The organism is Pseudomonas sp. Irchel 3A5 (assembly GCF_900187575.1).
In the GTDB taxonomy this organism is placed as follows: Bacteria; Pseudomonadota; Gammaproteobacteria; order Pseudomonadales; family Pseudomonadaceae; genus Aquipseudomonas; species Aquipseudomonas folii.
Genome location: NZ_FYDU01000001.1, coordinates 296,905 through 309,632 on the forward strand (window position 1 = coordinate 296,905; position 12,728 = coordinate 309,632).

Annotated in this window: 13 protein-coding genes; 3 read left to right on the top strand and 10 right to left on the bottom strand. The window is 59.5% G+C overall.

What is annotated here, in order from left to right:
• Nucleotides 1–14: 14 nt before the first annotated feature.
• The 6 genes from CKW31_RS01155 to bioB form a co-directional block, all read right to left on the bottom strand.
• On the bottom strand, nt 15–311 hold the full coding sequence (locus CKW31_RS01155) for a pyrroloquinoline quinone biosynthesis protein PqqE (protein WP_095092511.1): 297 nt from the start codon (nt 309–311) through the stop codon (nt 15–17).
• A 317-nt stretch (nt 312–628) separates the two neighbouring features.
• Nucleotides 629–1,309: a dethiobiotin synthase gene (gene bioD / locus CKW31_RS01160; RefSeq protein ID WP_095092512.1), complete on the bottom strand. Its 681-nt coding sequence runs from the start codon at nt 1,307–1,309 to the stop codon at nt 629–631.
• Between the two features lie 28 nt (nt 1,310–1,337).
• On the bottom strand, nt 1,338–2,150 hold the full coding sequence (gene bioC / locus CKW31_RS01165) for a malonyl-ACP O-methyltransferase BioC (protein ID WP_095092513.1): 813 nt from the start codon (nt 2,148–2,150) through the stop codon (nt 1,338–1,340).
• Nucleotides 2,143–2,874, bottom strand: coding sequence for an alpha/beta fold hydrolase (locus CKW31_RS01170; RefSeq protein WP_095092514.1), 732 nt, complete (start codon nt 2,872–2,874; stop codon nt 2,143–2,145). Before CKW31_RS01170 ends, bioC begins: the two co-directional genes overlap by 8 nt.
• Complete coding sequence (gene bioF, locus CKW31_RS01175; RefSeq protein ID WP_095092515.1) at nt 2,867–4,057, bottom strand: 8-amino-7-oxononanoate synthase; 1,191 nt, start codon at nt 4,055–4,057, stop codon at nt 2,867–2,869. The genes CKW31_RS01170 and bioF overlap by 8 nt, the downstream gene beginning before the upstream one ends.
• 123 nt (nt 4,058–4,180) lie before the next feature.
• On the bottom strand, nt 4,181–5,236 hold the full coding sequence (bioB, locus tag CKW31_RS01180; protein WP_095092516.1) for a biotin synthase BioB: 1,056 nt from the start codon (nt 5,234–5,236) through the stop codon (nt 4,181–4,183).
• Between the two features lie 122 nt (nt 5,237–5,358).
• Here bioB and CKW31_RS01185 point away from each other — a divergent pair, with 122 nt between their 5' ends.
• The 3 genes from CKW31_RS01185 to CKW31_RS01195 all read left to right on the top strand — a co-directional run bounded on the left by CKW31_RS01185 (nt 5,359) and on the right by CKW31_RS01195 (nt 9,027).
• Nucleotides 5,359–6,093 carry a ComF family protein gene (locus tag CKW31_RS01185; protein ID WP_095092517.1) on the top strand — a complete coding sequence of 245 codons (735 nt, stop codon included), beginning with the start codon at nt 5,359–5,361 and terminating at the stop codon, nt 6,091–6,093.
• A 185-nt stretch (nt 6,094–6,278) separates the two neighbouring features.
• Complete coding sequence (locus CKW31_RS01190; RefSeq protein WP_095092518.1) at nt 6,279–7,043, top strand: TOBE domain-containing protein; 765 nt, start codon at nt 6,279–6,281, stop codon at nt 7,041–7,043.
• 82 nt (nt 7,044–7,125) lie between these two features.
• Nucleotides 7,126–9,027: a PhoX family phosphatase gene (locus CKW31_RS01195; RefSeq protein WP_095092519.1), complete on the top strand. Its 1,902-nt coding sequence runs from the start codon at nt 7,126–7,128 to the stop codon at nt 9,025–9,027.
• Nucleotides 9,028–9,149: 122 nt separating this feature from the next.
• On the opposite strand, the gene CKW31_RS01200 is transcribed toward CKW31_RS01195, so the two are convergent.
• The 4 genes from CKW31_RS01200 to CKW31_RS01215 form a co-directional block, all read right to left on the bottom strand.
• The gene (locus CKW31_RS01200; RefSeq protein ID WP_095092520.1) at nt 9,150–9,983 is read right to left on the bottom strand and encodes a phosphodiesterase; all 834 of its coding nucleotides are present in this window, start codon (nt 9,981–9,983) and stop codon (nt 9,150–9,152) included.
• Nucleotides 9,984–10,127: 144 nt separating this feature from the next.
• Nucleotides 10,128–11,159, bottom strand: coding sequence for an ABC transporter ATP-binding protein (locus tag CKW31_RS01205; RefSeq protein ID WP_095092521.1), 1,032 nt, complete (start codon nt 11,157–11,159; stop codon nt 10,128–10,130).
• Nucleotides 11,156–11,950, bottom strand: a complete 795-nt coding sequence (locus CKW31_RS01210; RefSeq protein WP_087266022.1) for an ABC transporter permease — start codon at nt 11,948–11,950, stop codon at nt 11,156–11,158. The genes CKW31_RS01205 and CKW31_RS01210 overlap by 4 nt, the downstream gene beginning before the upstream one ends.
• On the bottom strand, nt 11,947–12,711 hold the full coding sequence (locus tag CKW31_RS01215) for an iron ABC transporter permease (RefSeq protein ID WP_246475615.1): 765 nt from the start codon (nt 12,709–12,711) through the stop codon (nt 11,947–11,949). The genes CKW31_RS01210 and CKW31_RS01215 overlap by 4 nt, the downstream gene beginning before the upstream one ends.
• Nucleotides 12,712–12,728: the final 17 nt, after the last annotated feature.

Here is a 12,728-nt window from a genome sequence, read left to right on the forward strand (position 1 = left end):
ATTGGAGGGGAGAATCAGGCGTAGGTATCGATCAGAGTGCCAAGCATTTCGTCACTGGCTTTTTGCACGGCAACACCCGCTTCCACCTGAAATTTGCCAGAGGCCATTTCAACCAGATTGGCGGACAGGTCAGAACGCTGGGAGCGATCAACTGAGCGCAAGTTTTCCAGCTGGAAGTCCGAAGACTGGCTTCTGCCGGACACTTCGATGTTACTGCTAGCGATTTGAGTAGCCGCCTGATCGACACGCGACTGCCCAACTTCCATGGCACTGAGGCCTGGATACAACGTGTTGTTCATGGAGATTTGCATAAATCGATCCTCTGTTCGTAAAGCGAACACGGGCTTATTTAAGCAGCAAACCCGGTGAAACACCCGACAAAAAGACTAATGGCACAAAGCCTCTTCATAGGCTTAGCCTTTTTGGCCCCACCAGTCTACTGCCACGAACAGCATCGTATTGGTCAATTTCTGTGCAGTGGCGCACAAGTTGAATAAACACATCCGACGTGGGACCGGCTTTAGCCGGGAAGAGGCCAGTACAACCGACACGTTTGCATGGTCAGACATGTCGCCTTCCCGGCTGAAGCCGGTCCCACGACGTCATCTGCAAGTCGACAGAACGCCACTCAATCGAGCAACTCCAGATGCAGGTACTCCGCCACCGCATCAGCCCCGGCCTTCTTCAACTTGGGCACTCGTCCCAGACACGGCGCGGGCAAGCGCTCTGCCAAGGTGGCCAGGTTCTCTTCAAGCCGCGATGTTTTCGGATCAATGATATTGGCGACCCAACCCGCCAATTGCAGGCCATCTCCAGCGATGGCTTCCGCGGTCAGCAGCGCATGACTGATACACCCCAGACGCACACCAACCACGAGAATCACAGGCAACTGCAGACCAACAGCCAAATCCGAAAGATTGGCCTGATCGGCCAACGGTACACGCCAGCCACCCGCCCCTTCGATCAGGGTGAAGTCAGCATTGCGGGCCAGTAACAAGCGCATCGGACCCAATAGCGCCTGCACCGTGAGCGCGACGCCCGCCTCCCTGGCAGCCAGATGCGGCGCGATGGCGGGTTCGAACGCAAACGGATTGACCTCGTCATAACTCAACGCGACCGAACTCTCGGCCATCAGTGCCAAGGCGTCTGCGTTACGCAGGCCATCAGGGCCTACCGCGCAGCCGGACGCCACCGGCTTGCCTGCGAGAGTGCTCAGCCCGCTCAACCGGGCGGCATGCAACAAGCCCGCAGCGATGGTGGTTTTACCAACGTCGGTGTCAGTACCCGCGACGAAGTACGCACGGCTCATCTCGGCAATCCCTTTTAACGTGGTGAAATCAGACGGCTTTTTCCAACACCGCGTAGACAACCTGATACGTCGCAGGCAAACCTTCAGCCTGACGATAACCTTCATAAGCCTCAATCAAGGCTAGTAGCCGCGCCCGCCCAGTCAAACCACCGGGGCGTCCGGGGTTGAGATTGTGTGCGCCCAATGCTTTCAGTTCATGGGTCAGGCTGCGCACATCCGGGTAGTGCAGAACATGAGGCCTGACCTCAAGCGAGCGTACTCGCATCCCGCTGGCCGCGCATAACTGTTGGTAATCGTCGCGTTGCCGGAAGCGGTTGACGTGAACCAGTCCGTCCACCGCCTGCCAGCTGTCACGCAACTCATAAAGAGTACCAACGCACAGACTGGCGAAGGCGAACACTCCACCCGGTTGCAGTACGCGGCGGGCTTCACCCAGCAAAGCAGCAAAATCGGCACACCACTGGACAGCCAGACTCGAGAAAATCAGCTCACAACTGTCATCGCGCAACGGCATGCGTTCAGCATCCCCCGCCACAAAATACTCAGCGCCGCCCAACGGCTGCGCATGGCGCAACATGCCTTCGGCGATATCCAGCGCAACGCCTTCGCTGCCCGCAAAGGTCTCGGCCAGCGCGCGACTGAAATAGCCCGTGCCGCTGCCCAGATCCAGCCAGCGCCGAGGCTTTAGCCCGGCAGGCAGGCGCGACAGCAGCTCGCCGCCCACTGCACGCTGCAATTCGGCGACGCTGTCATAACTGCCCGCCGCACGAGAAAAAGAGGCCGCCACCTGACGTTTGTCTGGCAAACCACCCGGCAGCCGTGGATTGGAAAGATCAGTCATCACCGGACTCATGCAAAAAAGCGTGGATCGCCGCCGCCACACCGTGGGGATTTTCCAGCAGGAAGGCGTGGCTCGCCTGTTCGATCAGCCCCACTTCCACATCAGGTAACAGCGCCAGCAGATCACTCGCCGCCTCGGCGGGCACAAACGCATCCAGCCCGGCGAACAGATGCAGCTGCGGGCCACGAAAGGTCTGCAGCGCGCTGCGAGTATCGAGCTGCTCGAGCAGTTGCAGGCCGTTTACCAATGCGTTGATGGAGCCATGTGGCGCGCCCGCTTTGAGCAGGCGCGAAATAGCCCGCGGGTCTTCGGCCCCTTGCGCACAGAGCAAACTGAAGCGCTTCAAGGTCGCGTCCGGATGATCAATACATCCGGTCAGGAACGCATCGAAATCCCCGGCAGGCATCGCATTGGGCCACGCACCACGGGGCACGAAGCTGGCGTTACTGGCCAGCGTCAGCAAACCACAGCACCCGTCACCACGACGCGCTGCCAGCTCAGCCGCGAGCATGCCGCCCAGCGACCAGCCACCCAGCCAGACGCCGTCGGGCAAGGTCGAGTCCAACTCGTCGAGCCATTCTCGAGGATCGCTGCTGCCCGGTTCCGGCAACGGCTCGATTTCCACCCGAAGGTGCTCGTCGAGGCCACGCAACGCAGCAGCCAAAGGCTCCAGAGGTGAGATACCCAAGCCCCAGCCCGGTAACAGAATCAACCGATCACGCATGTTCTGGCTCCACCGATTCGCTCGTGCCCAGCAGCGGGTAACACTGCGCCAATGCGTTCAACAATAGCTGCACTTGAGCGGCGCTGTGGGCGGCGGATAACGTCACGCGCAATCGCGCGCTGCCGGCAGGGACAGTCGGCGGGCGGATGGCGGTTACCAGCAAGCCGTGCTCGCGCAGCATCTGCGAAAGACGCACGGCCTGCCCCGCATCGCCGATGAGGATCGGCTGAATCGGCGTGAAGCTGTCCATCAGCGTCAGGCCAATTTGTTCTGCTCCGGCGCGAAACTGTGCGATCAGCCGCGCCAGGTGTTCACGACGCCAATGCTCAGTGCGCAGCAACTCAAGACTTTTCAAGGTCGCGCACGCGAGAGCCGGTGGCTGACTGGTGGTGTAGATGTAAGGGCGGGCGAACTGGATCATGGTTTCGATCAACTCATCGCTGCCCGCGACAAAGGCTCCGGACGTGCCGAACGCCTTGCCCAACGTGCCGATCAATACCGGCACGTCGTCCATGCCCAAACCAAAGTGCTCGACGATGCCGCCGCCGTTGGCGCCCAATGGACCGAAGCCATGAGCGTCATCGACCATCAGCCAGGCACCTTTGGCTTTCGCGGTTTGGGCCAGGGTCGGCAGGTCGGCGATATCGCCATCCATGCTGAACACGCCATCGGTGACGACCAGCGTATCGCCAACGGCCTTCTCCAGACGCCCGCTCAAACTATGCGCGTCGTTGTGCAGATAACGGGAAAACCGCGCGCCGCTCAGCAATCCGGCATCCAGTAACGAAGCGTGATTGAGGCGATCTTCGAGCACGGTATCGCCCTGCCCGACTAACGCCGTGACAGCGCCAAGGTTGGCCATGTAACCGTTGGAGAACAGCAGCGCCCGCGGCCGACCCGTGAGCTCGGCCAGCGCCTCTTCAAGTTCATGATGCGGGCTGCTATGGCCAATCACCAGATGCGATGAGCCACCGCCAACGCCCCACTTATCGGCACCGGCCTGCCAGGCGGCGATAATCTCGGGGTGATTCGCCAGCCCCAGGTAATCGTTGTTACAGAACGCCAGCAACGGCTTACCGTCGACCATCACTTCAGGGCCTTGAGGGCTTTGCAGCAAAGGGCGCTGGCGATAGAGATTATCGGCACGTCGGGCAGCAAGACGTGCGCTCAGATCGAAAGACATGGGGGGCCTCGGGGATGCCGTGTGGAGAACCATGTGGGAGCGGTGCTTGCCCGCGATAGGGTCAACCAAAATCGCGGGCAAGCACCGCTCCCACAGGACCGCGCACCCACAGAAATCTGCGCGTTAAACCACTGCGTTATAAAACTGCTCGCTGCTTTTCTGCTCGACCAGTGCCTGCTCGATGGCAGCCTGATGTACTTCGTCAGCGTGTTCTTCGCGAGCTTCAGGCTTGATGCCCAGTCGCGAGAACAACAGCATGTCTTTGTCAGCCTGTGGGTTCGCGGTGGTCAGCAACTTGTCGCCATAGAAAATCGAGTTGGCACCGGCGAAAAACGCCAGCGCCTGCATTTGCTCGTTCATGGCCTCACGACCCGCCGACAGACGCACGTGGGACTGCGGCATCAGAATCCGCGCCACGGCAAGCATGCGGATGAAATCAAACGGATCGATGTCTTCGGCATTTTCCAGCGGCGTACCGGCGACCTTGACCAGCATGTTGATCGGCACCGATTCCGGATGCTCTGGCAGGTTAGCCAGCTGGATCAGCAAATTGGCGCGGTCGTCCAGGGTCTCACCCATACCAAGAATGCCACCTGAGCAAATCTTCATCCCCGAATCACGCACGTAAGCCAGTGTTTGCAGGCGCTCGCTGTAGGTTCGGGTAGTGATGATGCTGGTGTAGAAATCCGGCGAGGTATCGAGGTTGTGGTTGTAGTAATCCAGGCCTGCCGACGCCAGCGCTTCGGTCTGCTCCTGATCCAGACGACCCAGGGTCATGCAGGTTTCCAGGCCCATCGCCTTGACGCCTTTGACCATCTCCAGCACGTAAGGCATGTCTTTCGCCGAAGGGTGCTTCCAGGCAGCGCCCATGCAGAAACGGGTCGAACCAATGGCCTTGGCGCGAGCGGCTTCTTCGAGAACCTTCTGCACTTCCAACAGCTTTTCTTTTTCCAGGCCGGTGTTGTAGTGGCCCGACTGCGGGCAGTACTTGCAGTCTTCCGGGCAAGCGCCAGTCTTGATCGACAGCAGGGTCGAGACCTGAACGCGGTTAGCGTCGAAATGAGCACGGTGCACCGTCTGCGCCTGAAACAGCAGGTCATTGAAAGGCTGTACGAACAGCGCTCTGACCTCAGCTAAAGTCCAGTCATGACGCAAAGTGGCGGTGGTGCTGGCGCTCATCGGGCGGTCCTCGGTTTTCTACTTTGGTTCTTTTGGGTGACCACCTGCAACTCAGCCCTGCTTGCACAGGCTAAAAGTCCACAGGCATGACATGGATGTTTCAGTATGTTTAAGGAAGAGCTATGCGCTGTCAACCATATCCTACCTATCAGGTTTACAGCTGGTTAAAAAACAAACAGACATGTTTATTGTGCGACGAGTCGACAGACACGCTTTATGCAATCTGTACCGCCTGCGAAACCGAACTGCCCTGGCTCGGTGACCAGTGCCAGCAGTGCGCACTTCCGCTGGCGATGTCAGGCCTGAGTTGCGCGCAGTGCACGAGGAACGAACCAGCTTTCGACAAAGTAGCAGCGCCTTGGTTGTATGAATTCCCCATCGACAGCCTGATCACCCGCTTCAAGCATCAGGGCAACTGGCCAATGGGACGCCTCATGGCGCAACTGCTAGGGCAGTTTCTGCAACACCGATTCGAAGAAAACCTGCCCCGCCCGGACTTTCTCCTGCCCGTGCCACTGGCGGTTAAACGCCTGCGCCAGCGCGGCTACAACCAGGCCGCGATGCTCGCTGACTGGCTGGGCGAACAACTGCAACTTCCCGTAGAAGACCGGCTAATACTCCGTACCCAGGAAACCCCGGCCCAACAAGGCCTCGACGCCAAAGCCCGCAAGCGCAACCTGCGTAATGCGTTTGTGGTGATGGATGGGGAGAGGATCAAAGGCAAGCATGTAGCGCTGATTGATGACGTACTGACAACCGGATCTACCGCGGACGTTATTGCCAAGCTGCTGATCAAGGCCGGGGCGTGTCGGGTGGATGTTTATTGCCTGGCGCGCACGCCCAAGCCGGGGGATTGATTAGCATCAACAGAGAACGACATTTTGTAGGAGCTGCCGAAGGCTGCGAAGCATTCATCCTGACACAACGCCATCGCAGCCTTCGGCAGCTCCTACAGGTGCGAGTTTGGCGCTAGACACTGCACACCTATAAGTACCTCATGCCTTACACTGGCCGCAATGATCACGACCCGAAAGCAGCCCCCATGCCCCTACCCACCCTGCTCACTCAACACATGGTCCGTCGCCCGCAACGAATTGCGTTGTTGCAGCACATTGCCGAGCAGGGCTCGATTACCCGTGCGGCCAAGAGTGCGGGGTTGAGTTACAAGGCTGCGTGGGATGCCATTGATGAGCTGAACAATCTGGCGGAGAAGCCGCTGGTTGAACGCAGCGTCGGCGGTCGTGGCGGTGGTGGCGCGAAGTTGTCTGTTGAGGGTGAACGGGTGCTGCGTTTGTACCATCGTCTGCAAGCGCTTCAGGCTCAGGTGCTGGAAGCCACTGAAGAAAGCGCCGACCTGGATTTACTCAGCCGCCTGACATTGCGCACCAGCGCTCGCAACCAGTTGCTGGGCCGTATCGAGAGCATCACCGCTCACGGCCATAACGATCTGGTACGCCTGCGTTTGGCTGGCGATGTGTACATCGATGCACAGATCACCCACGACAGCACGCTGCGCCTGGATCTGGCGGTGGACACCGATGTGGTGGCGCTGATCAAGGCCGGCTGGCTGGAGTTACAGGCATCAGGGCATCCCGTAACAAATGGAAACAATTGCTTGAGCGGCACGATAGAAGAGGTCATCGACGCGCCTGATGGTCCCAGCGAGGTGCGCATTACCCTGCCCAGCGGCCAGATTCTGTGCTCACTGGCAGAGCCTGCGCAGCTTGCGACCCTTCAGCTAAAAACTGGCAGCGCGGTGCAGGTTGAATTCGCACCATCCCTCGTGCTGCTGGGCACGCCGCTGTAAGCGCAACGGCGTCATTGCAGCGACACAATTTCGTCATATCCGCTCACTAAGGTGTCTGCCACACCTGCTGGGAGCCGTGTTGATGAAACTACTAGAAGAAAACCAATCCACAGACCTCGAACAAATGGTCGGCCTGACCCGCCGTGGCTTCATCACCGCTGGCGCTTTGTGCGGCGCGGCGATGTTTCTGGGCGGCGGTCTGCTGAGCCGCACCGCACTGGCCAAGAGTGTCAGCGCCGCATCGGGCACGCTGCTGGGTTTCGAGAGCATCCCCGCCGCTACCGCTGACAGCATCAGCTTGCCGCCAGGCTATAAATCCTCAGTGCTGATCAGTTGGGGTCAGCCGCTGCAGGCTGGCGGTCCGGCATTCGACCCGAGCGGCAAAGGTACCGCCGAGGCGCAGGAAGTGCAGTTTGGCGACAACAATGACGGCATGAGCCTGTTCCCGATGCCGGGTCAAAAAGACCGCGCGCTGATGGCCATCAACAACGAATACACCAACTACCGCTACCTGTTCGATCACGGCAAAGAGCCTCAGTCCGCTGAAGACGTGCGCAAAGCGCTGGCCAGTGAAGGCGTGTCGGTGATTGAAGTGCAGCAAAAGAACGGCAAATGGCAGTTCGTGCAGAACTCCAAATACAACCGCCGCATCCATGGCAATACCCCGATCAATCTGAGCGGCCCTGCCGCCGGGCACGACTGGCTCAAGACCGCCGCCGACAGCACCGGCACCAAAGCACTCGGGACATTCCAGAACTGCGCCAACGGCAAAACGCCGTGGGGCACTTACCTGACCTGTGAAGAAAACTTTACTGACTGCTTCGGCAGCACCGATCCCGAGCAGAAGTTCGATGCCGGCATCAAGCGTTACGGCGCTGTCGCCGCCAGCAAAGAAATCAACTGGCACCAGCATGATCCGCGCTTCGACCTGGCCAAGAACCCCAACGAAATCAATCGCCATGGCTGGGTCGTGGAAATCGATCCGTTCGACCCGAAATCCACCCCGGTCAAACGCACCGCGCTAGGCCGCTTCAAGCATGAAAACGCTGCTTTGGCCGAGACCAAAGGCGGCCGCGCCGTGGTGTACATGGGCGATGACGAGCGTGGCGAGTTCATCTACAAGTTCATCAGCCGCGACAAGATCAATCACAAAGATCCGAAAGCCAACCGCAACCTGCTGGACCACGGCACGCTGTATGTCGCTCGCTTTGATAATGGCGACGGTAACCCGGACCGTCCGAAAGGCACCGGCGAATGGATCGAGCTGACCCACGGCAAAAACGGCCTGGACGCCGCTGCCGGTTTCAATAACCAGGCTGAAGTGCTGATCCATGCGCGCCTCGCGGCCAGCGTCGTGAAAGCCACGCGCATGGACCGCCCTGAATGGATCGTGGTCAGCCCGAAAGACGGTCAGGTTTATTGCACGCTCACCAACAACGCCAAGCGCGGCGAAGACGGGCAACCGGTTGGCGGGCCTAACCCTCGGGAGAAAAACCAGTACGGGCAAATCCTGCGCTGGCGCGAGAACGCCGATAATGCCTCGGCAATGGCTTTCGATTGGGACTTGTTCGTGGTCGCGGGCAACCCGACCGTCCACAGCGGCACGCCACAAGGCGGGTCGAGCAACATCAACCCACAGAACATGTTCAACAGCCCGGACGGCCTCAGCTTCGATAGCGCCGGTCGCCTGTGGATCCAGACTGACGGCGACTCCAGCAACAAGGGCGACTTTGCTGGCATGGGCAACAACCAGATGTTGTGTGCCGACCCGCACAGCGGTGAAATCCGTCGTTTCATGGTCGGCCCGATCGGTTGCGAAGTCACCGGCATCAGCTTCGCGCCGGACTACAAAACCCTGTTTGTAGGCATTCAGCACCCTGGTGAAAACGGCGGCTCGACCTTCCCAGAGCATCTGCCAAACGGCAAACCGCGTTCATCGGTGATGGTGATTACTCGGGATGACGGGGGCGTGATCGGCGCGTAATCACCATTTCCTGTAGGAGCGCACGAGCAACGCGAGGCCGCGATGGCGGTGTATCAGATACACCGCCATCGCGGCCTCGCGTTGCTCGTGCGCTCCTACGGGAATGTGTTTTGAGCTCTCGACTAATCAATCAACCCATTCACGTCATAAAACGGATACGGCCCCGGGTACTCGCCGAACACCGCGTTATGCGTCACCAGCCCCTGCTCGGGATGCCAGCGGTGCAGCAGGTAACCGGCCGGTTCCAGATTGAAATGCGCCGGGGCATCTTCCCGCAGATCAAGCACGATCTGGTGTGAAGTGCCGGGGCAAATGCAGCTCAGGCTGCCACCAAAACGACGCTGCATCGGACGATGCAAATGCCCGCACAGCAAGCGTTCGACTTGCGGATGACGTGCAATCACTTTTTCGAATGGCCCCCTGTTGATAAACGGCTCACGGTCCATATGGCCGATGCCGGTAATGAACGGTGGGTGATGCAAAACCAACACGGTTGGCACATCCGGGCGGCGCGCCAGTAACTCATCGAGCCAGAGCAACTGACACTCCGTCAGTTGTCCGCCATGTGAGCCGGGAATACTGGTATCCAGGCCAATCAACCGCACGGGATGCTCTTCCACAACCCAATCCAGTGGCGCATCGGATGAAAGGGGCAGGTAGGTCTGATTGGCGAACTCGGCCAGCAAATGCTGTCGATCATCATGATTGCCCGGCACCAGATAAAACGGCATGTGCAGCCGTTTGAGTTCTGGATGCAGCACCGCGTATTCATCCGCACGACCGAAGTCCACCAGGTCGCCACTGATTACTACGATATCGGGACGCGGCACGCTGGCGTTCAGGTGATCCACGGCATGACGCAATGCGCTCAGGGTATCGACGACGCCATAGGTCAGTTTCTGACCAGCTTTAAGATGCAGATCGCTGATCTGCGCAATGAGGAATGGGTGGTTCAAAGTAATAATTTCCTACCTGCCAATATGTCCTGTAGGAGCGCACGAGCACCGCGAGGCCGCGATGGCGGTTTTGACTGACACACCGCCATCGCGGCCTCGCGGTGCTCGTGCGCTCCTACAGGTGTATGCGTTCCAGACAAAAAATCAGGAACCCAGCGTAAACAACACCTGCGGCGCTACGGCCAGGCTGATCAGCGCGCCAGGGCTGTGGATAACGTTGTCGGCACTGTCCACCAACAAGGGCTGAGCCGCGCCGACGTCCACCAGAAGGCGGCTTTGAGCGCCCTGAAAGAACTGCCCCACCAAACGACCACGCAGATGACTCTCACCGTCCATCACACGTAAATGCTCGGGACGGCAATACACCGTTGAAGGCTGATTCGCAGCCGTCCACGGCAACTCGCCGCCGCTGACTTTCAGCCCCTGCGCCGTGCGTTCAACCACTGAAAATGCATTGAGATTGCCGACAAAACTGGCGACGAAGGCATTGGCAGGCTGTTGATAAATCTCTCGCGGCGTTGCGAGTTGCGCGACACGCCCTTTCTCCATCACCAGAATCCGGTCGCCCAGCGCCATGGCCTCGCCTTGATCGTGAGTGACGAAAACTGAAGTTATCCCCAACCCGCGCAGCAGGTCATTCAGCTCGCTGCGCAGACGTTCACGCAATTGCGCATCCAGTGCCGCCAATGGCTCATCGAGCAGCAACACCCGAGGTCGCGGCGCGAGCGCGCGGGCCAGGGCAACGCGCTGACGCTGGCCGCCGGAGAGCTCGTGAATGCTGCGCTTGCCGTGTTCCTGCAAACCGACCAGTTCCAGCAATTCGGCGCAGCGCTTATTGCGCTCAGCGGGCGAAATGCCGCGAATCTTCAGGCCGTAAACGATGTTTCCGGCCACATCCAGATTAGGGAACAGCGCGTAGTTCTGGAACACCATGCCCACGTCACGCTTCTCGATAGGCAGACGGGTGACGTCGTTATCGCCAAAGAAAATCTGTCCGACATCAGTGCTTTCCAGCCCGGCGATCAAGCGCAACGTCGTGGTTTTACCGCACCCCGAAGGGCCGAGAATCGCCAGGGTTTCGCCGGGCTCGATGGTCAGGTTCAGATCATGCACAGCGACAGTGTCGTCAGCGAATGCCTTGCGGCAGCCCTGCAAGCGAATAGTGGTTCCGGTCATCGACTCTCTCCACGGGAAAGACGGGCGCTGATGGCCTGCAACGCAATCAACAGCGGCACGATCATCAACAGAAAAATAAGGGTGTAGGCGCTGGCGACTTCCAGCCGCGCAGACGCGTAGCTGTCGGCGAGACCCACCGGCAGGGTTTTGGTCATCGGCGTGTGGAGCATCCAGGTCAGGTTGAATTCACCCAAGGACAAGGTGACGACCATCAACACCCCGGCCAGAATCCCGGCCCGACAATTGGGCACCACGACGCTGAAAAATCGCTTGAACGGACCTGCGCCAAGACTGGCTGCCGCCTCTTCCAGCACCGGCAATTGCTGACGCTGCATCACGGCCATTACCGGGCGCACCAGAAACGGCAACGTGAACAGCACATGGCCGACCAGAATGAACAACCAACTGCTGCGAAAGCCGCCGAACTGGCCGTAGGTCAGCAGCAACGCCAAGGCGCTGGCCAGACCGGGCATGGCCACCGGCAAGACCATCAATTCCTCGAAGGCACGGCTAAAGCGATTGTTCATCCGCACCAAGGCATACGCAGCCGGTACGCCAATCACGCAGACGCACACAGCGCAGGCCACAGCCAACTGGATCGACAACCAAACGGTGGGTGAATAGGCCTGCCAGACTTGAATCAGCCAGTCGAAGGTCAAGCCACTCGACAGGCCCTGGAAATAATTGCGCGTCAGGCCGGCGAGTAATGACAGCAACACCGGCACCAACATGAACGCGCAGACCAACAGGGTAAACAGCAACTGCATGACGAACAGCGATGAGCGCTTCACAGGACAGTCCCCGAGTTTTTCACCAGACGTCGCGCCAGCAACAACACGGCCCAGGTCAACGCGCCCAGTACCACGGACAGCGCCGCAGCGACAGCAAAGTTGGCGTAGTTGGTGAACACGTTGTAGATCGCGACGGGCGTGACGTTGAGCCGTGTGCCCAGCGTGAACGCCGTACCGAACGCGCCCATGGAGGTCGCGAAACAAATCGCTCCGCAGGACACCAACGCAGGCGCAAGCCCCGGCACGATGACGTCGCAGACCACTCGCCAATGACCCGCGCCGAGTGAATGAGCGGCCTCTTCAAGGCTGCGATCCAGACTTTCACAGGCCGCCATCACCGTGAGGATCACGCGAGGAATCGAGAAGTACAGGTAGCCCAGAAACAGCCCGGTCAGCGAGTAGGCGAAGATCCAGCGCTCCCCCGCCAACTCCATGCCCAGCATCGCAAACAAGCCTTGGCGACCGGCCAGCAGAATCACCAGAAACCCTACGACCACGCCCGGGAACGCCAGTGGAAACGTCAGCAACGCCACCAGTGCCGAACGACCGAAAAACCGCTGCCGGGCGAGAAAAACGCCGCTGATGCCACCGACCAGCAAAGCCGTCAACGTGACCACAATTGCCAACACACAGGTCTGGGCAAGACTGCCCAGATACTGCGCACTGCTCAGCACCTGCCAGTAACCCGCGCTGCCGTCACGGCTTTCGCCGCCCAGCAAAATCAGGTGCGCCAAGGGCAGCAACCAGAACGCGAACAACATGGCTGCGGCCGGAGCCA

Coding starts and splice junctions, on each gene's coding strand:
- CKW31_RS01155 (WP_095092511.1), bottom strand. CDS start 311: ATGCAAATCTCCATGAACAACACGTTGTATCCAGGCCTCAGTGCCATG.
- bioD (WP_095092512.1), bottom strand. CDS start 1,309: ATGAGCCGTGCGTACTTCGTCGCGGGTACTGACACCGACGTTGGTAAA.
- bioC (WP_095092513.1), bottom strand. CDS start 2,150: ATGACTGATCTTTCCAATCCACGGCTGCCGGGTGGTTTGCCAGACAAA.
- CKW31_RS01170 (WP_095092514.1), bottom strand. CDS start 2,874: ATGCGTGATCGGTTGATTCTGTTACCGGGCTGGGGCTTGGGTATCTCA.
- bioF (WP_095092515.1), bottom strand. CDS start 4,057: ATGTCTTTCGATCTGAGCGCACGTCTTGCTGCCCGACGTGCCGATAAT.
- bioB (WP_095092516.1), bottom strand. CDS start 5,236: ATGAGCGCCAGCACCACCGCCACTTTGCGTCATGACTGGACTTTAGCT.
- CKW31_RS01185 (WP_095092517.1), top strand. CDS start 5,359: ATGCGCTGTCAACCATATCCTACCTATCAGGTTTACAGCTGGTTAAAA.
- CKW31_RS01190 (WP_095092518.1), top strand. CDS start 6,279: ATGCCCCTACCCACCCTGCTCACTCAACACATGGTCCGTCGCCCGCAA.
- CKW31_RS01195 (WP_095092519.1), top strand. CDS start 7,126: ATGAAACTACTAGAAGAAAACCAATCCACAGACCTCGAACAAATGGTC.
- CKW31_RS01205 (WP_095092521.1), bottom strand. CDS start 11,159: ATGACCGGAACCACTATTCGCTTGCAGGGCTGCCGCAAGGCATTCGCT.
- CKW31_RS01215 (WP_246475615.1), bottom strand. CDS start 12,711: ATGTTGTTCGCGTTCTGGTTGCTGCCCTTGGCGCACCTGATTTTGCTG.